The organism is Stenotrophomonas sp. SPM, from assembly GCF_003105135.1.
Classification (GTDB): Bacteria; Pseudomonadota; Gammaproteobacteria; order Xanthomonadales; family Xanthomonadaceae; genus Stenotrophomonas.
Genome location: NZ_QETL01000042.1, coordinates 1 through 20,845, shown reverse-complemented (window position 1 = coordinate 20,845; position 20,845 = coordinate 1). Strand labels below are relative to the sequence as shown.

The 20,845-nt window shown below is 65.2% G+C and carries 19 protein-coding genes and 1 tRNA gene; 15 read left to right on the top strand and 5 right to left on the bottom strand.

Annotated elements, in window-relative coordinates; all coding sequences use genetic code 11:
- Positions 1-38: 38 nt before the first annotated feature.
- The 4 genes from rpoD to DCO49_RS10865 all read left to right on the top strand — a co-directional run bounded on the left by rpoD (position 39) and on the right by DCO49_RS10865 (position 4,185).
- Positions 39-1,892: an RNA polymerase sigma factor RpoD gene (gene rpoD, locus DCO49_RS10880; RefSeq protein WP_116864044.1), complete on the top strand. Its 1,854-nt coding sequence runs from the start codon at positions 39-41 to the stop codon at positions 1,890-1,892.
- Between the two features lie 245 nt (positions 1,893-2,137).
- On the top strand, positions 2,138-3,538 hold the full coding sequence (gene yjjJ, locus DCO49_RS10875; RefSeq protein ID WP_116864043.1) for a type II toxin-antitoxin system HipA family toxin YjjJ: 1,401 nt from the start codon (positions 2,138-2,140) through the stop codon (positions 3,536-3,538).
- 216 nt (positions 3,539-3,754) lie between these two features.
- Entirely contained in the window at positions 3,755-4,069 is a 315-nt protein-coding gene (locus tag DCO49_RS10870) for a hypothetical protein (RefSeq protein ID WP_116864042.1), read from the top strand.
- Between the two features lie 40 nt (positions 4,070-4,109).
- A tRNA-Ile gene (locus DCO49_RS10865) sits at positions 4,110-4,185 on the top strand.
- A 55-nt stretch (positions 4,186-4,240) separates the two neighbouring features.
- On the opposite strand, the gene DCO49_RS10860 is transcribed toward DCO49_RS10865, so the two are convergent.
- Positions 4,241-6,550, bottom strand: coding sequence for a hypothetical protein (locus tag DCO49_RS10860; RefSeq protein WP_116864041.1), 2,310 nt, complete (start codon positions 6,548-6,550; stop codon positions 4,241-4,243).
- 111 nt (positions 6,551-6,661) lie between these two features.
- Positions 6,662-7,141, bottom strand: a complete 480-nt coding sequence (locus DCO49_RS10855) for a YcxB family protein (RefSeq protein ID WP_116864040.1) — start codon at positions 7,139-7,141, stop codon at positions 6,662-6,664.
- Between the two features lie 291 nt (positions 7,142-7,432).
- Here DCO49_RS10855 and DCO49_RS10850 point away from each other — a divergent pair, with 291 nt between their 5' ends.
- Entirely contained in the window at positions 7,433-7,852 is a 420-nt protein-coding gene (locus DCO49_RS10850) for an H-NS histone family protein (protein WP_116864039.1), read from the top strand.
- A 101-nt stretch (positions 7,853-7,953) separates the two neighbouring features.
- Positions 7,954-8,940 carry a glycoside hydrolase family 43 protein gene (locus DCO49_RS10845; protein ID WP_116864038.1) on the top strand — a complete coding sequence of 329 codons (987 nt, stop codon included), beginning with the start codon at positions 7,954-7,956 and terminating at the stop codon, positions 8,938-8,940.
- Positions 8,941-8,961: 21 nt separating this feature from the next.
- Here DCO49_RS10845 and DCO49_RS10840 read toward each other — a convergent pair whose 3' ends face one another.
- A complete protein-coding gene (locus tag DCO49_RS10840) occupies positions 8,962-9,603 on the bottom strand; it encodes a glutathione S-transferase family protein (protein WP_116864037.1) in 642 nt (213 codons plus the stop codon).
- Between the two features lie 151 nt (positions 9,604-9,754).
- Here DCO49_RS10840 and DCO49_RS20170 point away from each other — a divergent pair, with 151 nt between their 5' ends.
- Both DCO49_RS20170 and DCO49_RS10835 read left to right on the top strand, forming a co-directional pair.
- Complete coding sequence (locus DCO49_RS20170) at positions 9,755-10,108, top strand: hypothetical protein (RefSeq protein ID WP_133249420.1); 354 nt, start codon at positions 9,755-9,757, stop codon at positions 10,106-10,108.
- 175 nt (positions 10,109-10,283) lie between these two features.
- On the top strand, positions 10,284-10,736 hold the full coding sequence (locus DCO49_RS10835; protein WP_108770107.1) for a PA2169 family four-helix-bundle protein: 453 nt from the start codon (positions 10,284-10,286) through the stop codon (positions 10,734-10,736).
- 95 nt (positions 10,737-10,831) lie between these two features.
- Here the strand turns inward: DCO49_RS10835 and DCO49_RS10830 are convergent, their stop codons facing one another.
- Positions 10,832-11,149 carry a KGG domain-containing protein gene (locus DCO49_RS10830; protein ID WP_116864036.1) on the bottom strand — a complete coding sequence of 106 codons (318 nt, stop codon included), beginning with the start codon at positions 11,147-11,149 and terminating at the stop codon, positions 10,832-10,834.
- 233 nt (positions 11,150-11,382) lie between these two features.
- Here DCO49_RS10830 and DCO49_RS10825 point away from each other — a divergent pair, with 233 nt between their 5' ends.
- Together DCO49_RS10825 and DCO49_RS10820 are read left to right on the top strand one after the other, a co-directional pair.
- Positions 11,383-12,261, top strand: coding sequence for an NAD(P)-dependent oxidoreductase (locus DCO49_RS10825; RefSeq protein ID WP_116864035.1), 879 nt, complete (start codon positions 11,383-11,385; stop codon positions 12,259-12,261).
- A 258-nt stretch (positions 12,262-12,519) separates the two neighbouring features.
- Positions 12,520-15,054, top strand: coding sequence for a methyl-accepting chemotaxis protein (locus DCO49_RS10820; protein WP_116864034.1), 2,535 nt, complete (start codon positions 12,520-12,522; stop codon positions 15,052-15,054).
- Between the two features lie 80 nt (positions 15,055-15,134).
- On the opposite strand, the gene DCO49_RS10815 is transcribed toward DCO49_RS10820, so the two are convergent.
- A complete protein-coding gene (locus DCO49_RS10815) occupies positions 15,135-15,521 on the bottom strand; it encodes a DUF2628 domain-containing protein (protein ID WP_116864033.1) in 387 nt (128 codons plus the stop codon).
- Positions 15,522-15,737: 216 nt separating this feature from the next.
- On the opposite strand from DCO49_RS10815, the gene DCO49_RS20340 reads away from it, so the two are divergent.
- From DCO49_RS20340 to DCO49_RS10790, 5 genes are all read left to right on the top strand, one after another.
- A complete protein-coding gene (locus DCO49_RS20340; protein ID WP_165835714.1) occupies positions 15,738-15,905 on the top strand; it encodes a hypothetical protein in 168 nt (55 codons plus the stop codon).
- Positions 15,906-16,321: 416 nt separating this feature from the next.
- Positions 16,322-18,250, top strand: a complete 1,929-nt coding sequence (mdoH, locus tag DCO49_RS10805; protein ID WP_116864032.1) for a glucans biosynthesis glucosyltransferase MdoH — start codon at positions 16,322-16,324, stop codon at positions 18,248-18,250.
- A gap of 50 nt (positions 18,251-18,300) precedes the next feature.
- On the top strand, positions 18,301-18,960 hold the full coding sequence (locus tag DCO49_RS10800; protein ID WP_116864031.1) for an alpha/beta hydrolase: 660 nt from the start codon (positions 18,301-18,303) through the stop codon (positions 18,958-18,960).
- A gap of 3 nt (positions 18,961-18,963) precedes the next feature.
- Positions 18,964-20,007 (top strand): sensor histidine kinase, encoded by a 1,044-nt coding sequence (locus DCO49_RS10795; RefSeq protein WP_207776481.1) that lies wholly within the window; start codon positions 18,964-18,966, stop codon positions 20,005-20,007.
- 10 nt (positions 20,008-20,017) lie between these two features.
- Entirely contained in the window at positions 20,018-20,746 is a 729-nt protein-coding gene (locus DCO49_RS10790) for a LytTR family DNA-binding domain-containing protein (protein ID WP_108758932.1), read from the top strand.
- Positions 20,747-20,845: the final 99 nt, after the last annotated feature.

The window sequence follows — 20,845 nt, the reverse complement described above, 5'->3', positions numbered from 1 at the left end:
GTTCCCTATTTCTCCCCAGCCGGTGGCGCGAGCACTACATGGCCAACGAACGTCCTGCCCAATCCGAAATCAAGCAACTGATCAGCAAGGGCCTGGAACAGGGCTACCTGACCTACGCCGAAGTCAATGACCATCTGCCGGACGACATGGTCGACCCGGAACAGATCGAAGACATCATCGGCATGATCAACGGCATGGGCATTGATGTCCATGAAGTTGCGCCGGATGTGGAAACCCTGCTTCTCAATGACGGCAACACGGGCAACCGTGAGGTCGACGACACCGCGGCCGAAGAAGCCGCCGCAGCGCTGAGCGCGCTGGACACCGAAGGTGGCCGCACCACCGACCCGGTGCGCATGTACATGCGCGAAATGGGCACCGTCGAGCTGCTGACCCGCGAAGGCGAAATCGCCATCGCCAAGCGCATCGAGGAAGGCCTTTCGCAGGTGCAGGCCGCACTGGGCCAGTTCCCGGTCTCGGTCGAATCGCTGCTGTCCGACTACGACGCCCACAAGGAAGGCAAGAAGCGCCTGGCCGAAGTGATCGTCGGCTTCAACGACCTTTCCGACGAAGTGCCGGCACCCGCCGCCGCGGTGTCCGACGACAGCGACGACAGCAATGACGACGCCGACGAGGACGAGGACGATGATGTCGACGGCGCCGATGAAGAAGCCGCACCGACCGGGCCGGACCCGGAGGAAGTCGCCGCACGCATGCAGGCGCTGACCGACGCGTTCACTGCCTTCAAGAAGGCCGCCGCCAAGGGCGACAAGAAGAACCTGCCCAAGCTCCGCGAGGAGATGTCGGCGGTGTTCGTCACCCTGAAGCTGCCGCTGCCGCTGACCGACGTGCTGACCAAGCAGCTGCGCGACACCATGGCCGACATCAAGTCCCATGAGCGCCGCGTGCTGAACCTGGCCACCGTCACCGCCCGCATGCCGCGCAAGGACTTCATCCGTTCCTGGGAAGGCAACCAGACCAACCTGGAATGGGTGGAAGACGCACTGAAGCGCAAGCAGAAGTGGTCCTCGGCGCTGCGTGAGGTGAAGGACCAGATCGTGTCCGAGCAGCAGGCCACCATCGACATCGAAAAGCTGACCCTGCTGGACCTGGACGAGCTGAAGGAAATCAGCCGCGCCATGGCCTACGGCGAAGCCAAGGCCCGCAAGGCCAAGAAGGAAATGGTCGAGGCCAACCTGCGCCTGGTCATCTCCATCGCCAAGAAGTACACCAACCGCGGCCTGCAGTTCCTCGACCTGATCCAGGAAGGCAACATCGGCCTGATGAAGGCCGTGGACAAGTTCGAATACCGCCGCGGTTACAAGTTCTCGACCTACGCCACCTGGTGGATCCGCCAGGCGATCACCCGCTCGATTGCCGACCAGGCACGCACCATCCGTATCCCGGTGCACATGATCGAGACGATCAACAAGTTGAACCGCATTTCCCGCCAGATGCTCCAGCAGTACGGCCGCGAGGCTACGCCGGAGGAGCTGGCCAAGGAAATGGACATGCCGGAAGACAAGATCCGCAAGGTGATGAAGATAGCCAAGGAGCCGATCTCGATGGAAACCCCGATCGGCGACGACGAGGATTCCCATCTGGGCGACTTCATCGAGGACACCAACGTGGAGTCCCCGATCGAGAACACCACCAACATCAACTTGTCTGAAACCGTGCGCGACGTGCTGGCCGGCCTCACCCCGAGGGAAGCCAAGGTGCTGCGCATGCGCTTCGGCATCGACATGAATACCGACCACACGCTGGAAGAGGTCGGCAAGCAGTTCGACGTGACCCGCGAGCGCATCCGCCAGATCGAAGCGAAGGCCCTGCGCAAGCTGCGTCACCCGAGCCGCTCCGAGCAGCTGCGCAGCTTCCTGGATATCGACTGATATCTGGTTGCGGCTAATGTGTTGAGAGAAACCCCGCTTCGGCGGAGTTTTTCTTTGGTAGCGCCGGGCCATGCCCGGCGGATGCCTGATGTGTTCGTAATTTTTACGTAACACTATTTTTGCTCTGAGTCGCTGCTGTCTTCTTGAAAACCTTTGCAAAACAGCATCTTTGGAGCAGTCGCCAGCTTGCGGGCAGCGTGATTTTGTGATAAATACGTAACACTATTCGTCCCGTAGGCCCTGCCATGGCCCGCCGCGCGCTCCTGCAGCCCCAGGATCTGATCGCCCAGCTTCCCCCCGGCCAGCCACAGCCCGCAGCGGCGCTGGCCGAGCGTCTGGGCGTGAACCGCATGACCCTCAGCCGCCTGGTCGCGGCCAGTGGCGATCAGGTCGTACGGCTGGGACAGACCCGCGCCACCGCCTATGCCCTGCGCCAGCCCTCGCGCGTGGGCAGCGAATGGCCGCTGTACCGCCTGCGCGAAGACGCCACGCTGGAAGAGCTGGGCCGACTGATCGCGCTCAGTGGCGACACCTTCCACGTGGATGCCAGCCGTGCGCGGCCCAACCTGCTGCGCGCCCCCGATGGCGACATCGCCGCTTTCTTTCCGGACCTGCCGTGGTACCTCGACGACCTGCGCCCGCAGGGCTTCCTTGGCCGCAGCTTCGCGTATGGCCGTGCGCGCGGCCTCGGCCTGCCCTCGGACCTGACTCGCTGGCAGCGCGACGACGTGCTGGTGGCGCTGGTGCATGGCGGCGGGACCGAGACCGGCGATCTGCTGCTGGGCGGTGAGGCCGTACAGGCGGCGCTGGCCGCGCTGGATGCCCCACCTGACCGCGTGGATGCACGTGACCGGCCGCAGCAGTACCCGCAACGTGCGCGTGCCGCGCTGGCGGGCGAAGACGTGGGTTCTTCGCCCGGCGGCGAGCAGCCCAAGTTCACCGCCACCGTGGAAGGCGACGGCGGTCGCCGCGCGGTGATCGTGAAGTTCGCCCAGCCCGATGGTGGTGAGGCCGCGCAGCGCTGGGCCGATCTGCTGGTCTGCGAACACCTGGCGCTGGAAACCCTGCGCGCCGCTGGCGTGGACGCCGCCAGCAGCGAACTGCTGCAGACACCCACGCATACCTTCCTGGAAGTGACGCGCTTCGACCGCAGCGCCGATGTGCTGGGGCGCCGGGGCTTCGTTTCGCTGCTGTCGCTTTCGGCCGCGTTTACGGGTGAGGCGACTGCAGAATGGCCGCGCGCGGGTGCGCAGCTGCAGGCGCTGGGCTGGCTGTCTGCCGATACCGTGCAGGCAATGGCCAGGCTGCATGCGTTTGGCCGGTTGATCGGCAACAGCGACATGCACCAAGGCAACATCGGCTTCCACTTCGTTGATCGCGGCGCGCTGCCGTTGGCGCCGGCCTACGACATGCTGCCGATGTCGTTGGCGCCGTCGCGGTTGGGGGTGTTGCGGGCGGATGTGGCGTTGGAGGCGGTTGCGCCGCGTGAGAGCGGCGAGCTGGAGCATCTGCGCTGGGCGGCGCCGCTGGCGAGTGAGTTCTGGGAGCGCGTTGCGGGGGATGCGCGGGTGGGGTCAGTTGGACTGCGGGAATTGGCGGCGTTGAATGCCGAGCGGGTGAGGGCGATGGGGGCGCGGTTTGGGTGATTCCACCCGGTAGCGCCGGGCCATGCCCGGCGGATCCTTTGGCTGTCGCAATTGCCGTTTGAATTTGCCTTGCAGCGACCGCAGTCTGGCCGGGCAGATGCTCAACACATCACGTAGGGGGGCCGGACATCACCGGCACCGATGCAGACGCGCAGCAGGTCACGCACATCGCGTGCGGCCTGCTGCCTTGGTTCGTCATGTATCTGGAGCTACGCCATGAACGATGTGGAGCACGACACACTTGATTCCCTGCAGATCGACTTCCCGCCGCTGCTGGACTGGGAGGACGTACAGCAGGACGAGCGCGAGGACCGGCTGGGGTTCGCCCGGCGCACGACGTATGCCTTGCTGACGCTCTCTGGCTCGGCGCTGGTTGAAGGCTTTGATGGTGGCAATCAGCCAGGGCTTGAATCGGCCCGGCGGACGGTGGCTCTGTTCCAGGCGCACCTGCGGCAGATGCAGCACTTTGCGGAGATTGCTGAGGTGCGGCTGGAGCAGGTGGCCAAGGCACTGGCAGTGATGCCTGAGTAGCCGGGCAGGGGCGCGCTCCACTACACTGTGGCGCTGCGCAGGGCCTATAGCTCAACGGTTAGAGCAGGGGACTCATAATCCCTTGGTTCCAGGTTCGAATCCTGGTGGGCCCACCACAAAGAAGGATGCCGTCACTAAGTCCCCCGGGCGTTTGGGGGGGGCGAAGTAGCACTAAGCATCATTGCGGAAGTAGAGCTGGTGGGTGAACAGTGCCAGTCCTTCGCATGAATCTGCCCGAAAGCCGATGCCGTGGTCGGTTGGGGCAGCACGTTCGAACATGCGGTAAGGCTCTAGATCATCGGGCGAGAGCAGAATGACCCGGCGTCTATGCTCGTCGTTCAAGGTGCTTGCGATCGCGATCTCCTCTTCCGTAAACGGCGAGAGCTTGATGTACGCCACGTAGGTCTGGAGTCGATTCGACGGGAAAGCATCCGCGATGCTTCTAAGGTTCTCGACGTCGCGCCGGAACTCGTCAGGCTCGATGCGACCGCGATCTTTGCATTCGCCGAGGATGATGGAGGTGCGCTTTGGGTACTTACTCATCTCCACCCACACGAAGTCGACCTCGCAGCCCGGATGCTGCAGATCAACTTGGGACTTTAGGTCGAGCGAGGGAGAGTAGAAGCAAGGGTGGAAGGTGCTGCCCAAGTTTGCATCCAACTGCTGCAGCGTTAGCGCTACAGGGATTGCGCCTTGTGCGTTGCGCTCAGCACCCAGCACTCCTGACCGCCGGAAACGCCACTCGCTGTTCAAGATCTGGCCGGTCGCGTCATAGCCGTGTCCGCACAGTTCACAGCTGATGTTCTGCTGAAGTACGTCGAGCGCGACCCAGCTCCTCATACCGCACTGAGGGCAATCCAAGTCGACACCGATGCGGAACAATCCCGCATCCACCATGGCCTCAAATACTTGGGGAGGTGTCAGCTTCTGGCCGATCGGGCGTGGCCGGAGGAAAAGGTCCACGTGGGCAGCGAATGTTCCCCTCAGTTCTTTGTTTGTCTTTCCCGAAATTGTATCAATTGCAACGTTTTTGGAGAACGTTGCCCGGGGGCCGAAGGATCTCAATAACTCCCTAGCTCCCGGAATCTTGAACACACGCGCGCCCTGCAGACCTCCCAGTTGCGTTAGTAGTTGTCGGGCAATACGCCCGCTGTTGCTCAGCGTGCTGTTGTAACCCGCCAACGCGAATAGGCGTTCGAACAGTTGGGCGACGGGCATCGCGTTGAGAAACGCGTCATGGTCGGCAGCGTCGATGATTAGTCCGACTTGCTCCGGCTCAGCACGAAGTTTGTCATGCTCTAAATGCATGGTTTGAGCATAGAAGTTATTCAAATCCGGAAGGTACGGAACATCGAACGTGTGGTGTTCATCGCCGAAGAGAGCGCCGATCAACGATACCGAGGCAACGAGATGTTGTTGCCTGTAATGAGGATGCCCGCTGCACGGCTTATCGTTCAGTGCGAAGTTCACCCGTGGCACGCCGCGCTTGCTTCCGATGACACCCAGGGCAGAGGCTTCGCCAAGGCGCATGACCGGTGGCACAATCGCGCCTCCGCACCAGAATTCATCATTAATGTTGTACACGGTCAGCCGCTTGTTCTCGAACAGTCGGTCAACCTGCGCTACATCGCTGCGTGACCAAACGCCCAAGCTCGCCGTGGCACCCATACTATGCTGCGCCATCTCTTGGATGATGGTGTCCACTTGGGGTATCAAGTCTGCATACCTAGCCAAGTGAGCGGTGTCGAGAAACCATACTGGAATGTCGCAGGCGCGGACGTTCCAAAAGCAAATGAGGTCCTCAAGATTTCCGGCACTGCCAAGGAAGAAGCCGGGCGTCTCCCAGCCGGGACGCACGGTGTGGTGACGCTCGATAGAAAACCTGCTCACCGATGACAGGCTCAGGCGCTGGGTGACCTCGCCTGGTATCGGCTCGTCCTGCTGCAATGTGACTGTGCTCGGACTCAGCAGTTCCGTGACCATCGCCGCGTAGTCGGCGCCGACTTCGTCTGCATCCGGGTATCTACCAAGCTGCATCAGAAAGACGTCCGCTAGCGGATCGTCGTCATGCCACTCGTATCTGCACAGACCTACCTCCTTGAATCTGGCCCATTCTGGCTTGGTATGCCAATGCGAGGCGGCGTTGAAGATATCGAGCACCCACGAGAAGCTTCGCCACGGCGACTGTTTAACGAAGATGGAGTCGCCATGAAACGACGGCTTAAGATGAGGGAAGCGCTCGACGAACTCTCGGACTTCTTGGCTGTCATCCATTGGCCAAACGACATCCAGACGAAACAGTTCGACCTGTTGTCGAGCTTCTTCCTGCCTGTCGACGATCAAGATCGGATTGAAGCGACCGCCCCAAAGGATATGGGAATAACGCACGGCCCTTCGAAACCCATCCATGTCATTCGATCGAATTGCCCAGCCAATGCGCAAGGGGCGGTAGCACAGATTGACTCGTACAGTGTCGGCCATGGTCTTCCTGCTATGGTTCGCCTACATGATTATGGAGAAATTTTCGCGTTACGATGACGGCGAGCTCTCTCCCTTCCGCCAGCGCTCGCGCCCTGTGAATCCTTTCCGTGCTTAGCCCGCCACGCTCGACCCCAATCTTCGGAACTCGTCGATCTGCGTCTGGCTGTTGAACCATGCCTTCGGAAAAACTTCGAAAATCACGTCCGAATGATAGAGAAGCAGCACTTCCTCATTTTCCCGCAGCTTCGTGTAGTCAGACCACTGCCGTTTGGCCTGCACATGCTCGGATGCAACGCTGAGCCATTCGTCGTCCCAGCTGTAGGTGTAGCGAGCGTGCAGACTCGCCTGCTGGCGATGGATCTTGGCCACTTGGCGGGGTAGCGCCAACTTGGACTGGGCGAGCGCACCAATCGCGCCGCCAACGCCGCCGCAAACGAGGATAAGGCCGGGGAATTGATGGCCTACGACGAGCGCGACAACGCCGATCACCGCACATCCCAGCAGGACCGATACGAGCACCTTTACCGCCTTCCGCCGGTGCAGCCGAAGCGCGTGGAGATGCTGCTCTTGAGTAAGCGTTCCGGAGATCATCAGCCTTGGCCTGTGTTAACGCACTGAAATGAGACGTTCCTAAAAACAGCTACTTCTTCGCGGCAGTACCGCTGCCTTGAAGCCGAAATAGGACAGATTCGATTGTGCCATCGCGTCGAGCCGCCGAGAATGGAACTATTCAAAAGAGAAGGTTTGAACCCGGCGATCCTGTGCGGGTCAGCAACTGAAGCCAGCGCCGGAATGAGCGTAGATGAAGGAGCTTCGCTGGAAGCGCTCTGCACGAGGAAAGAAAACTTGACACCCGGCCCGCCGCAGTAGACCTTTCCCCGCATGACTATCGATATCGAATCGCTCAGCCTTCGGGAGCTGGGCGCACTGGTGGCTGCGGCCGAGCAGCGCAAGGCCCTCATCACCACCCGCCGCCCGGCCGCCGCCGTGCGCCGCCTGCTGAAGGCCGCTGCCGCCGAAGCCGGTTACACCATCGAAGAACTCTTCGGCGATGAAGCCGCAGAAACCGCCGCACCCGCGCGAAAACCAGCCCGCCGTAAAACCAGCAAGGTCGCCGCCAAATACCGTGATCCGGAATACAAGCGCCTGACCTGGACCGGCCGTGGCCGCATGCCGCGTTGGCTGGCACACAAGGTGTCCATGGGCCACAAGGTCACCGATTTCCTGATTCCGGGCCTGGCCAAGCCGACCGCGGGCAAGACCAGCAGCATCGGCAAGCGCACCGTCATCAAGAAAGCCTGAGGCCTGCGTCCCACTCCCGCGCATCGGGTGGGGCCGCCTTCGCATTCCGCATCTGAATCGATCTAATATGCTCCCATCTATCCAGCACGGGAGCGCACGGCATGGCGTTGGGCAAGTGGATGATGGTCGCCTGCATGACAGCGGCACTGGCAACGGGCGCGCAGGCCGCGCCGCCGGCCACCTCGGGTAATCCGATCCTGAAGGGTTGGTATGCCGACCCGGAAGCCGCGGTATTCGCCAACCGCTACTGGATATTCCCGACGACTTCAGCGGATTACGATGCGCAGATCACTTTCGACGCGTTCTCGTCGCCGGATCTGGTGCATTGGACCAAGCATGCCGACGTCCTGAACGCCAGGAATGTGCCCTGGGCCAAGCGCGCGATGTGGGCGCCGTCCGTGGTGGAAAACAAGGGCAAGTACTACTTCTTCTTCGCCGCCAACGACATCAAGACCGATAGCGAGCTGGGTGGCATCGGCGTGGCCGTGGCCGACCGTCCGCAAGGGCCGTACAAGGATCTGCTCGGCAAGCCGCTGGTCGGCGCTTTCCACAATGGCGCGCAGCCCATCGACCAGTTCGTGTTCAAGGACGACGATGGCGCCTGGTACATGATCTACGGCGGCTGGAAGCACGCAAACATCGTGCGCCTGAAGGATGATTTCACCGGCGTGCTGCCGCTGGCCGATGGTTCGCTGTTCAAGGAAATCACGCCGGCGCCGGAGTATGTGGAGGGCCCTCTGATGTTCAAGCGCGGTGGGCACTATTACTTCATGTGGTCCGAAGGCGGCTGGGGTGGCCCGGATTACACGGTGGCCTATGCCATTGCCGATGCACCCACCGGCCCGTTCAAGCGCGTCGGCACGGTGCTGCAGCAGGATGAGACCATCGCCACCAGTGCCGGCCACAACTCGGTCATCCAGGTGCCGGGTACCGACCGCTGGTACATCGTCTACCACCGTCGCCCGCACGGTGACACCGCCCGCGACCACCGCGAGACCGCCATCGAGCGCATGGAGTTCGATGCGCAGGGCCACATCCTGCCGGTGAAGATCACCCATGAGGGCGTGGCAGCCGATCCGCTGCGCTGAGGCCGGCGGATCGGCAGTGAATCAGGCGTTCTGGAACACCGCCAGCTGCGCGGCAAACGCGCGCTGGTAGGCCGGCCGCGCTGTCGCGCGCGCCACGTAGTCAGCCAACCCGGGGAACTCATCGACGATGCCGCTGCTCTTCAAGCGCAGCAGCACCGACACCATCAGCAGGTCGCCGGCACTGAACGCGCCGTCCAGCCACGGGCCGTCGCCCAGCCGCGTCGACAGTTCCTGCAGCCGCCGCCGCACGCGCTCGTCCAGCATCACCAGCCGCTGCGCGTACCAGGGCTGCTCGCGTTCCAGCACCCAGGCCATCGAACGCTCGACAATCGGCGGCTCCACGGTGTTCAGCGCGGCGAACATCCACACGATCGCGCGCATGCGGCCGTCCGCATCCGCAGGCAGCAGGCCCGGATGCTGCTCGGCCAGGTGCAGGATGATCGCGCCGGATTCAAACAGCTGCAGGTCGCCGTCCTGCCAGGTGGGAATCTGCCCGAACGGGTGCCGCGCACGATGCGCGGGCTCCTTCATCTCGGCGAACGTCAGCAGCTGCACCTCGTAGGCGATGCCCAGTTCTTCCAGCGCCCAGCGCACGCGCATATCACGGGCCAGGCCTTGGCCGCGGTCAGGGGAGGTGGCGAAGGCGGTGAGGATCGGGTGCATGGTGGTGCTCCTGCAGGCGACGGGCCTGCCTTTCCTGTTCCGACGAATGACGGGGGCGGGAATCGACAGCTCCCTTCCATTGTCTGACGCTTGACCGGAACCGGTGCTGCTATCGGATGCTGCAGAAACGCTCCACTGAGGTCATGGAACCATGAAACACCGTCGTCCTGCCCTCGTGCCACTTCCTCCTCCCCGCGAGGATGACGCACCGTATCTTGCGTTTGCATGGTTCCGGGAGGAAGAGTACGCCGACTTCAAGGCGCTCCTGGCTGAGCGTGACTGGCACGATACGTTTGCCGAGTGGGATAAGGATATTGAGCGCCACGTGTGGCTCGCCAGAGTGGGTGGCGTCGGCGTTGTCCGGGCGACAGTGGGGGGGCGATATTGCGGAATGGTGCCTGGCAAACGATCTGCCCGTCGAGTCATCTTCGCTGTCGAAATTCGCATCAGCGCATGGCGCACTGCCGGACTGATGAGCACGTGCGGAACCGTTCTCTCCGCGTGAATCACATGCAAGAGGGCGTGAACAGTCAGTTGCCGTTCGAGACAGTGATTCCTGCATAAAACAGTGCTCACCCGCGCCGCACATGCACTTCTCCATTCTGGTCCCGCAGGCAACGGACACACCCAACGGACACACCGCTGCCCTCATCCCGCAGACCCGATCAAGGAGAACCACCATGAGCACCCAGTCCACCATCGAACATCGCCTCAACGACCTGATCGAGATCGCCCGCGACGGCAAGTCGTTCTACGAAGAAGCCGCCACCAAGGTGAAGGACACCGAGCTGTCCGCGCTGTTCGTGCGCATCGCCGGCGTCAAGGCGCGCATCGTGTCTTCGCTGAGCAGCGCCGTCGTGGCCACCGGCGGCAAGCCGGCTGAGCACGGCACCATGGTCGGCTCTATGCAGCAGTTCTACGGCAAGGTGCGCGCCGCCTTCGGCGATACCAACTACGGCTACGTGGCCGAGCTGGAAGAATCCGAAGACCGCCTGCTGGCCGCGTTCAAGGACGTGCTCAACGACAACGAGCTGCCGCCGGCCGTGCGCCAGGAAGTGACCGCGTGGCTGCCGGAAGTGCAGGACTGCCACCGCGTGATGCGCGACCGCAAGCATGCTATGAAGGCGGCCTGATGCCAGCTTCGGCTGAGTGATCGCTGCAGTGCAAGGCCCCGCCATTGGCGGGGCCTTGTCGTTATTGGCCCGGATGGATTGGCCCAGACGAGGGGTCAGCCCTGTTGCGGGTAGGGCGACGCCGGTGCGGCAGGTGCCTGCGGTTCGTCCTGCATCTGTTGCTGCTGCTGGCGCTGCGCATTGGCATGCCGCGCATGCCCGCCCTCGCGGCCGATCGCCGCCATGTGCTGGCGGTTGCGGCTGATCGCTTCGCCGCCCTTGCGGCCGGCGACGCGTGCTTCGGCAGAATTGAATTCATGCGCGTTGCCCGATGCGTGGGCCGCGCGGCCGCCCTTGGCGGCGATGGCGCGCTGCTTTTCTTCATCCATCGAGGCGAAGCCGCGATTCTGTGTGCCGTGGGGTGCGTTGGCCATGCTGTGTCTCCTGTGCGGAAGGGACGCCGCCAGCTTCGACGACCGGTCCCATGCTGCACAGCCCACGGTAATGGCAGGTGCATGTTCGCGGCGCCGCTTTCACGCTGGCCATGCACGCGCTTGACGCTTCGCTATCGCGTCACGCAGGTGAACAGGCTTTTCCCGCGCCCGTGCACGAGCCTAGAATCGAGGGATCCCGGTAGCTCCCGGGCGCTGTCGAGCGAATGGATTCAATGAAGATCCTGTTGACCGGAAGTTCCGGGCGGATCGGGCGCGCGATCTTCGGTGCGCTGGCCGCAGAGCACGACGTGGTGGGGTTGGACCGCATGCCCTTCAACACCACCCGCATCATTGCCGATGTCACCGACCGCCATGCGCTGGAGCGTGCCGTGCGGGGTGTGGATGCGGTGATCCACACTGCGGCCCTGCACGCGCCGCACGTCGGCCTGGTGCCTGATGCGGTGTTCGAGCAGATCAACGTGGACGCGACCGCGCAGCTGCTGCAGCTGGCCCGTCAGGCCGGTGCGCGCCGCTTCGTGCTGACAAGCACCACGGCGCTGTATGGCCACGCGGTGGTGGCCGGTGGCTGCCGCTGGATCGACGAAACGACCGAACCGCTGCCACGCACCATCTACCATCGCACCAAGCTGCAGGCCGAAGCATTGGCCGAGCAGGCGGCGGGGCAAGGCTTCGAGGTGCGCGTGCTGCGCATGGCGCGCTGCTTCCCCGAGTCGCCCGAGCGCATGGCCATGTTCCGCCTGCACCGTGGCATCGATGCGCGCGACGTGGCCAGTGCCCACGCGGTGCTGCTGGTGGATGAGGGCGGGCCGTTCCAGCGCTACATCGCCTGCGCGGCCAGTCCATTCCAGCGCAGCGACTGCCTGGAGCTGGCCGCCAACCCGCGGCAGGTGCTGGCCCGCCGGGTACCGCAGCTGCTGGTCGAGTTCGACTGCCGCGGCTGGCCGCTGCCGCTCAGCATCGACCGCGTGTACGACAGCAGCCGGCTGCGCCAGGCGCTGGGCTGGCAACCGCGCTTCGGCCCGGAAGGCGTGCTGCAGCAGTACGCCGTGGGCAGCATCGAGGTACTGCCGCGCATGCTGCCGCTTTTGTAGAGTCGAGCCATGCTCGACTGCGCCGCCTCTGTAGAGTCGAGCCATGCTTGACTGCTCTTCGTCCGACGCCATGGCTGAGCGCGTTCAGGTTCGAGCAGGTGGTTTTCCTCAATCCGGCCCACCTGCTGCCGCTAACCCGATGCGTGCCTCGCCACCGTGGGTTTCGATCCGCAGCTGGCAGGCGGCCGCGCGAGGGATCGCGCACCTGCGCGGTGCCGTCGTGGTGCCGGTTGTCCTGAACTGCCTGCGGACCTGTCCATGCCTTCTTCCCGCTCTGCCGCTGCCCGTCGCCCGGGCAGCATCGCCCACAAGCTGATGCTGGGCACTGCTTCGATCGCGCTGCTCTGCTTCGGCATCACCGCCTTCCTCATCTACCGCCAGGCCAGTGCCAGCCTGGTCAACGCCTCGCGCCAGACCATGGGCAGTGAAGCCGTCGCCGAAGCGCGCAAGGTGTCTGCCGATCTGGGCACGGCCTTCGCCAGCAACGATGCGATGGTGGAAACCGTGCTGGCACAGCGTGCCCGCGGCGATGCCCCGGACCGTGCCGCGCTGGCCGCGGTCATCGGCGAGCAGCTGCAGGCGCACCCGGAGTGGGTGGGCAAGAGCACCATGTGGGAGGCCAATGCCTTCGACGGCAAGGATGCGGACTTCGTGGACAGCGAAGCGCACGATGCCACCGGCCGCTACATGAGTTACTGGGCCTGGCAGGACGGCAAGCCGCAGCAGTCGCCGATGACTGCCTACACCGATCTTCCCGACGGCTCGGGTGACTGGTACATGGGGCCCAGCCGCGACAAGCTGCCCAAGGTCAGCGAGCCCTATTCCTATGCCATCGGCGGCCAGCAGGTGCTGATGAGCACGCTGAGCACACCGATCGTGGAGAACGGCACCTTCCTCGGTGTGTTCACCGTCGATTTCTCGCTGGCGGCACTGCAGAAGCACCTGGCCACGCTGACCCCGATGGGAGCCGGCCGGGTCGAACTGCTTTCGCCCAAGGGCGTAGTGCTGGCGGCGGCCAATGCTGCCGAGATCGGCAAGCCGCGTACCGATGCGGCCACCCAGAAGATGCTGGCGCAGATCGCCGAGGGTAGGACCTTCGAGGCGTTCGAGCCCGATGCCGAAGGCAACGTGCGCCTGTACGTGCCGATGCAGGTTGGCGATGCACCGCAGCACTTCGCGCTGGGCGTGGTCGTGCCGCACGCGGTGATCGTCGCCGAAGCCCGGCAGCTGCTGTGGCTGACGCTGCTGGTCGGCGTGATTGCCGCGCTCACCCTCAGCGCCGGCGTCTACGTGCTGTTGCGTGGCCTGGCCATCCGTCCGCTGGCGCAGGCCGTGCGCATCGCCAGCGACGTGGCGGCCGGCAAGCTGGACACCGCACTGCCGCCGCGCGGCAACGATGAAGTGGGTCGCCTGCTGGAGGCGATGCAGGGCATGCGCGGCACGCTGCAGGCGGTGATGGCGGCGCAGGCGGACATGGCGCAGCGCCATGACGAAGGCCAGATCAGCTACCGCATGGATGCCAGTGCCTTCCCGGGCGAGTACGGCCGCATGGTGGCCGACAGCAACCAGCTGGTGGCGTCGAGCAACGCGGTCACCCAGCGGCTGGTGGAGGTGATGCAGCGCTACGCAGTGGGCGACCTCAGCGTGGACATGGAGGCCCTGCCGGGCGAGAAGGCCGTCTTCACCGCGGCCATGGCCACCACCAAGGCCAACCTGGGGGCCATCAACGAACAGATCCAGCAGCTGGCCGCCGCGGCGGCAGCGGGTGACTTCGCGGTGCGCGGCGATGCGGAGCGCTTCGAGCATGACTTCCGCCGCATGGTCGAAACGCTCAACACCATGATGCAGGTGAGCGACCACAACCTCGCCGCGCTCTCCACGCTACTGCGCGCGATTGCCGCAGGTGACCTCAGCACACGCATGCACGGTGATTTCCACGGCGTGTTCGCGGTGATGCGCGACGATGCCAACAGCACGGTGCAGCAGCTGACCCAGATCGTCGGTCAGATCCAGCAGTCGGCGGCAAGCATCCGCCTGGCGGCCGGCGAGATCGCCTCGGGCAACAGCGACCTGTCGCGCCGCACCGAACAGCAGGCGGCCAACCTGGAAGAGACGGCGGCATCGATGGAGGAACTGACCTCCACCGTGCGCCAGAACGCCGAGCATGCGCAGCAGGCCAACAGCCTGGCGGCATCGGCGGCCGGTGTGGCCAGCGAAGGCGGGCAGGTGGTCGGCCAGGTGGTGCAGACCATGGAGCAGATCGAGAACTCCTCGCAGCGCATCGCCGAGATCATCTCGGTGATCGATGGCATCGCGTTCCAGACCAATATCCTGGCGCTGAACGCTGCGGTGGAAGCCGCGCGTGCCGGCGAGCAGGGGCGTGGTTTCGCCGTGGTGGCCAGCGAAGTGCGCGCGCTGGCACAGCGCTCGGCGGGGGCGGCCAAGGAGATCAAGGGCCTGATCGACGCCTCGGTGGCCCAGGTCGGCGCCGGTGCGCAGCTGGTGCACGGTGCCGGCCGCACGATGCAGGAGATCGTCGGCCAGGTTGGCCGGGTGAACGACATCATGGCCGAGATCTCGGCCGCCTCACGCGAACAGTCGGCGGGCATCGAGCAGGTCAACCAGACCGTGGTGCAGATGGACGAGACCACCCAGCAGAACGCGGCACTGGTGGAAGAAGCCACGGCGGCCGCACGGGCGATGGAAGACCAGGCGGAGCAACTGGCGGTGGCGGTATCGCGCTTCCGCCTGCAGGCCGACGCCCCGGCGGCAGCGAAGCTGCGCGCGGCCTGATGTCGCAAACGACGACGCCCGGCCGGAGCCGGGCGTCGTCAGTGCGGCCTGCCGGGCGAGGGCCCGGCGTTGGCCGCGGCTTAGAACATGCCTTCGAAGGGGTTCCAGCTGGTGCTGCCCTTCACCTTTTCCTGGAAGTAGCTGTAATTGGCGCTGGAGGCGACCAGGAAACTGGTGGCGAACCACAGGGCGCGGACCACGATGTCCGGCAGCACGAAGGCCAGCGCGATCAGCACGATGTAGATGCCCACCACGACCAGCGCCTTGCGCCACATGCCCAGGATCAGCAGATAGATCCAGTTGAAGAAGAAGGCGAAGAAATTGATGTTGATCTTCAGCCGGTCACCGAAGGAGAGCGCCTTCCAGGCCTGCTTGAAGCCCGGCTCCTTGGGCGCGCCGTGCTGCTGGAAGAAGTTGAAGCGGAACTGCCACTTGGGGCTGTACTGCGAAAGGTCGACTGCGTTCATGAATGGGAGACGTCCCTGTGAGAAAACGTTTTCATGATAAAAGGGGCGCATTCAGCCAACCAGCTTGGTCCGTCAAAAATGTGACGGTGAACCAGTTGGACGCTTGCATCCCGGCCCGGCACCGTCACCCATCCGCCTTGTTTTTAGGATAGGGTGCGCAGTCCGCTGCCGCTGGGCCTTTGCCTGGCGCGTTGGCGGGATGTCCTCGGAGGTTGCATGACCACACCCGTTACACCGGAAAACGCACCCGGACCGGTGCTTCTGCCGACACCCGAAGTGGTGCAGGCGCAACAACTGCTCGCCCGCCAGCAACTGGCGCTGGCGATCGACCGCGCGCGCGCGGCGGCGAACCGCGATGCCGCAGCGCCTGAGCCCCTGACCTGACGGGCGATCTTGAGGTGACAGGTGCCGACCTTGGTTGGCACGCCTTTGCGCGGGCGACTGACGGAACGCAGGATCCCGTATTTGAGATTAATTCTCATTTTGTACGATCCAGTTTCAGCCACCCGTGCGGGAGGGCGGCATGCCTGAGCCGGCCATCCCCTGCACTTTGCTGAATGGGGAGAATGCGCGCGCTGACCCTTCGCGTCCGGCTTACGTTTTCCCTCTTATGCTGGGCCGCATTTTCGATTCCGCCGCGTTGGAGATCGTGTGGGTTCCGGTAGTGACAGACATCTACTGCGCGGCGTGACGCCGTCGCAGGCAGGACAAGTGCGGGCGCCGGGAATGCGCGCGGGGAACCCTGGTGCACGCCGCCTGGCCAGGATGGCCAGCCACGCTGCCTGGGCGGAGTAGACGCGATGGAAGCTCAAACCACCTCCCACGCTGGCCCGGGCAACCCCGAGCTGGATGCCGGCTGGGCGCTGTTGCCGCCCGAAGCGCCCCTGCAGATGCCCGAGCAGACCCTGCGCGAAGGCAAGCTCAAGGTTCCTCGTCACCGCACCTCGCCGCGCATGATCAAGCTGCGCCGCCTGTACCTCTTCGGTGGTACTGCGGCGATGACCGCCGTGGCCACGCGGATGATGTGGCGGGTGCTGTCCACCAACGGCATCAGCGTGCTCGAGGCCTGCCTGCTGGTGCTGTTCGTCGGCCTGTTCGCCTGGATCGCGCTGTCCTTCGCCAGTGCCGTGGCCGGTTTCCTCACCGCCGTGTTCGACCGCGGCTACCGCCTGGGCATCGACCCGGACAAGCCGTTGCCGATCGTGCACAGCCGCACCGCGCTGCTGATGCCCACCTACAACGAGGACCCGCGACGGCTGCTGGCCGGCCTGCGCGCGATCTACGAATCGGTGGCCGCCACCGGGCAGCTGGAACGCTTCGATTTCTTCGTGCTCAGCGACACCCGCCGCGAAGACATCGCCCGCGCCGAGGAGCTTGTCTTCAACGAGCTGCGCGACCTCGTGCCCGATGGCCGAGTGCGCCTGTTCTACCGCCGCCGCAGCGACAACGGTGCGCGCAAGGCCGGCAACATCGCCGACTGGGTGCGCCGTTTCGGCGGCGCCTACCCGCAGATGCTGATCCTGGACGCCGACAGCCTGATGACCGGTGACAGCATCGTGCGCCTGGTCGCCGGCATGGAACACAATGCCGACGTCGGCCTGATCCAGACCCTGCCGTCGGTGATCGGCGGGCGCACCCTGTTTGCCCGCATGCAGCAGTTCGGTGGCCGCGTGTACGGGCCGGTCATCGCCCGCGGCGTGGCCTGGTGGCACGGCGCCGAGAGCAACTATTGGGGCCACAACGCGATCATCCGTACCCGCGCCTTCGCCGACCAGGCCGGCCTGCCGGCACTGCCCGGCCGCAAGCCGTTCGGCGGCCATGTGCTCAGCCACGATTTCGTCGAAGCCGCGCTGATGCGCCGGGGCGGCTGGGCCGCGCACATGGTGCCTTACCTGGGCGGCAGCTACGAGGAAGGCCCGCCGACCCTGACCGACATGCTGGTGCGCGATCGCCGCTGGTGCCAGGGCAACCTGCAGCACGGCAAGGTAGTGGGCAGCCGCGGCCTGCACTGGATCAGCCGCGTGCACATGCTGATCGGCATCGGCCATTACTTCACCGCGCCGATGTGGGGCATGTTGATGCTGATCGGCATCGCCATCCCGCTGTTCCAGGAAGGCATCGATTTCAACGCACTGCTGCACCTGTCGCCCAGCCTCTACTGGCGTGCGCAGGACGAGGAGCAGGTGGTGCGCCTGTTCGGCGCGACCATGGCCGTGCTGCTGCTGCCCAAGGTGCTGGGCTACCTGGCCATGCTGCTGGACCCGGTGGACCGCCGTGGCTGCGGTGGCGCCTTCCGCGCGTTCGTGTCGATGCTGGTGGAAACCGTGCTGGCGGCGCTGATGGCGCCTGTGGTGATGTACGTGCAGTCGCGCGGCGTGGCCGAAGTGCTGTCCGGCCGCGATTCGGGCTGGGACGCACAGCAGCGCGACGACGGCGGCATTTCCTGGATGGCGCTGATCCGGAGCTATGGTGGGCTGGGTCTGTTTGGTGCCTTCATGGGCATGCTGGCCTGGGCGGTATCGCCCTCGTTGGCGGCGTGGATGGCACCGGTAGTGATCGGCATGGTGCTGGCCATTCCGGTGGTCGCGCTGACCTCCTCGCGTGGGCCCGGTGGCTTCCTGCACCGCTGGGGCCTGCTGGACATCCCCGAGGAAAACACGCCGCCGCCCGTGCTTGTGCGTGCCGCCGAGCTGCGCCGCGAAGCCGCCGAGCAGCCGCCGCTGTACTGATCGGCCCATGGCGGCGGCATAATGCGGCTCGAACTTGAAGGAGCCGCATCATGCTGCAAACGGTGGAACAGGAAACCGGCGCCTCGCCGCAGTGGTCGGTGATCTGGCTGCATGGCCTGGGGGCCGATGGCCATGATTTCGCGCCGATCGTGCCCGAGCTGGTGCGCCCGCACTGGCCGGCGCTGCGCTTCGTGTTCCCGCATGCACCGGTGCGGCCGATCACGATCAACAACGGCGTGCCGATGCGCGGCTGGTACGACATCGTCGGCATGGATTTCCGCTCGCGTGCCGACATGGCCGGGGTGCGTGAATCGGTGGCCCAGCTGGACGCGCTGATCGCGCGCGAGGTCGAGCGCGGCGTCGCCGCCGACCACATCTTCCTGGCCGGTTTCTCGCAGGGCGGCGCGGTCATCCTCAGTGCCGCACTGGAACGCACCGCGCCGCTGGCCGGCCTGATCGCACTGTCGACCTACCTGCCCGATGCCGAAGCGGCCCGCCGCGTCGACGGCGCTGTGGACGTGCCGGTGTTCATGGCCCACGGCAGTGGCGACCCGGTGATTCCGCTGGCGGTGGCCGAGCACAGCGCGCAGGTGCTGCGCACGCTGGGCCTGTCGCTGCAGTGGCAGCGTTACCCGATGGCGCACCAGGTCTGTGCCGAAGAGATCCAGGCACTGGGCGACTGGCTGCAGGAACGGCTGGGCGTGGCCTGAGCCATGGCAGCCAGCGCCAGCCCGCCGTGGATGCCGGAACTGTGCCGCCTGCCGCGCGTGCTGGCGATGCTGGGCCTGGCCGAACTGGTGGTGGTGGTGCTGGCCCTGGCACCGGATGGCAGCCGCCACTGGACGCTGGGCGAGCTGGCCTCCGCCAGTGGTTTCGCGTTGTGGCTTTCACTGGCGGTCAGCGCCTGCCTGTGCCTGCTGCGGCGGGCACTGTCGACCCTGCCCGAGGCGCTGGGCGCGCTGCTGGCCATCGCCTTGTCGGCGCTGATCGCCGTGGCGTGCGCCGGTGTCGTTCACGCCCTCTACGCGGTGCTGGGTGACAACTTCACCCGCGGCATCAGCTTCTGGCGCTTCACGCTCGGCAGTGCCGCGACCACGGCGCTGATCACCGCGCTGGCGCTGCGCTACTTCTATGTGAGTGACCGCTGGGCCGCGCAGGTGCAGGCCAACGCGCGTGCCCAGGCCGACGCATTGCAGGCGCGCATCCGCCCGCATTTCCTGTTCAACAGCATGAACCTGATTGCCAGCCTGCTGCACCGCGACCCGGCCGTGGCCGAACGCGCGGTGCTGGACCTGTCCGATCTGTTCCGCGCCGCGCTGGGTGCCGGCGAAGGCGATTCCACCCTGCAGGCCGAGTGCGAGCTGGCCGAGCGTTACCTGTCGATTGAATCGCTGCGCCTGGGCGAACGCCTGCAGGTGCACTGGCAGCGCGAGGAACCCCTGCCATGGGACCTGCCACTGCCGCGCCTCGTACTGCAGCCGCTGGTGGAAAACGCGGTGCTGCATGGCATTTCGCGCCTGCCCGAGGGCGGCACCATCGAGCTGCTGCTGGCCTGCAAGGACAATGAGCTGCAGATCACAGTTCGCAATCCGGCGCCGGATCCGCAGGCGCCGGGGCTGGCCCTGGCACGGGGCGCGGGCCACGCACAGCACAGCATCGGGCATCGGCTGGCGTGGCGCTTCGGTCGTGCCGCGCGGATGACGGCCGGCTGGAGCGAAGGCTACTATGCCTGCCAAGTGACAGTGCCGATCCAGTGAGGGAAAGAGCGTGAGGGTAGTCATCGCCGATGACGAACCGCTGGCCCGCGAGCGCCTGCGCAGCCTGTTGGCGGCGCAGGAGGGCATCGACGTGGTGGCCGAGGCCGGCAACGGCGAGCAGGCCCTGCACGCGTGCGCAGAACTGCAGCCGGACCTGGTGCTGCTGGATATCGCCATGCCCGGGCTGGATGGCCTGGAAGCCGCGCGCCACCTGGCCAGTTTCGAACCGCGGCCGGCGGTGGTGTTCTGCACCGCCTACGACGCGCACGCGCTGTCCGCGTTCGAGGCGGCCGCCATCGATTACCTGATGAAGCCGGTACGTGCCGAGCGTCTGGCCGCGGCCATCGCGCGCGCGCGTACGTTCCTGGCCGGCCGCGATGGCCAGCCCGAGCACAGCGGCGGCCAGGCGCGCAGCATGCTGTGCGCCCGCCTGCGCGGCAGCCTGCGCTTGATTCCGCTGGACGACATCCACTACCTGCAGGCCGAAGAAAAGTACGTGGTGGTGCACCACGCGCGCGGCGAAGACCTCATCGAGGAATCGCTGAAGTCGCTGGAGGAGGAGTTCGCCAGCCGCTTCGTGCGCATCCACCGCAACTGCCTGGTGGCCCGCCATGAACTGGTGGAGCTGCGGCGTGGCGTGGGCGGCCAGGTGCAGGCGGTGCTGCGGCATGGCAAGCAGCCGCTGGAAGTGAGCCGGCGCTGCGTGGCGACGCTGAAGCAGGAACTGCGGCATCTGTGAGGTTCCGCGCGGCCTGCGGCCGCGACTGCTTTCAGATCAACATCAAGATCAACGGCAACAGCAACGGCGGGTTGGTCGGCTCTGTCCTGTTGCGTGTTG

Bases quoted from the DNA above. Each gene is read 5' to 3' on its own strand.
- DCO49_RS10855 (WP_116864040.1), bottom strand. From the start codon at position 7,141: ATGATCTCCGGAACGCTTACTCAAGAGCAGCATCTCCACGCGCTTCGG.
- DCO49_RS10830 (WP_116864036.1), bottom strand. From the start codon at position 11,149: ATGGCCAACGCACCCCACGGCACACAGAATCGCGGCTTCGCCTCGATG.
- rpoD (WP_116864044.1), top strand. From the start codon at position 39: ATGGCCAACGAACGTCCTGCCCAATCCGAAATCAAGCAACTGATCAGC.
- DCO49_RS10860 (WP_116864041.1), bottom strand. From the start codon at position 6,550: ATGGCCGACACTGTACGAGTCAATCTGTGCTACCGCCCCTTGCGCATT.
- DCO49_RS10840 (WP_116864037.1), bottom strand. From the start codon at position 9,603: ATGCACCCGATCCTCACCGCCTTCGCCACCTCCCCTGACCGCGGCCAA.
- yjjJ (WP_116864043.1), top strand. From the start codon at position 2,138: ATGGCCCGCCGCGCGCTCCTGCAGCCCCAGGATCTGATCGCCCAGCTT.
- DCO49_RS10795 (WP_207776481.1), top strand. From the start codon at position 18,964: ATGGCAGCCAGCGCCAGCCCGCCGTGGATGCCGGAACTGTGCCGCCTG.
- DCO49_RS20170 (WP_133249420.1), top strand. From the start codon at position 9,755: ATGAAACACCGTCGTCCTGCCCTCGTGCCACTTCCTCCTCCCCGCGAG.
- DCO49_RS10825 (WP_116864035.1), top strand. From the start codon at position 11,383: ATGAAGATCCTGTTGACCGGAAGTTCCGGGCGGATCGGGCGCGCGATC.
- DCO49_RS20340 (WP_165835714.1), top strand. From the start codon at position 15,738: ATGACCACACCCGTTACACCGGAAAACGCACCCGGACCGGTGCTTCTG.
- DCO49_RS10845 (WP_116864038.1), top strand. From the start codon at position 7,954: ATGGCGTTGGGCAAGTGGATGATGGTCGCCTGCATGACAGCGGCACTG.
- DCO49_RS10820 (WP_116864034.1), top strand. From the start codon at position 12,520: ATGCCTTCTTCCCGCTCTGCCGCTGCCCGTCGCCCGGGCAGCATCGCC.
- DCO49_RS10815 (WP_116864033.1), bottom strand. From the start codon at position 15,521: ATGAACGCAGTCGACCTTTCGCAGTACAGCCCCAAGTGGCAGTTCCGC.
- DCO49_RS10835 (WP_108770107.1), top strand. From the start codon at position 10,284: ATGAGCACCCAGTCCACCATCGAACATCGCCTCAACGACCTGATCGAG.
- DCO49_RS10850 (WP_116864039.1), top strand. From the start codon at position 7,433: ATGACTATCGATATCGAATCGCTCAGCCTTCGGGAGCTGGGCGCACTG.
- DCO49_RS10800 (WP_116864031.1), top strand. From the start codon at position 18,301: ATGCTGCAAACGGTGGAACAGGAAACCGGCGCCTCGCCGCAGTGGTCG.
- mdoH (WP_116864032.1), top strand. From the start codon at position 16,322: ATGGAAGCTCAAACCACCTCCCACGCTGGCCCGGGCAACCCCGAGCTG.
- DCO49_RS10870 (WP_116864042.1), top strand. From the start codon at position 3,755: ATGAACGATGTGGAGCACGACACACTTGATTCCCTGCAGATCGACTTC.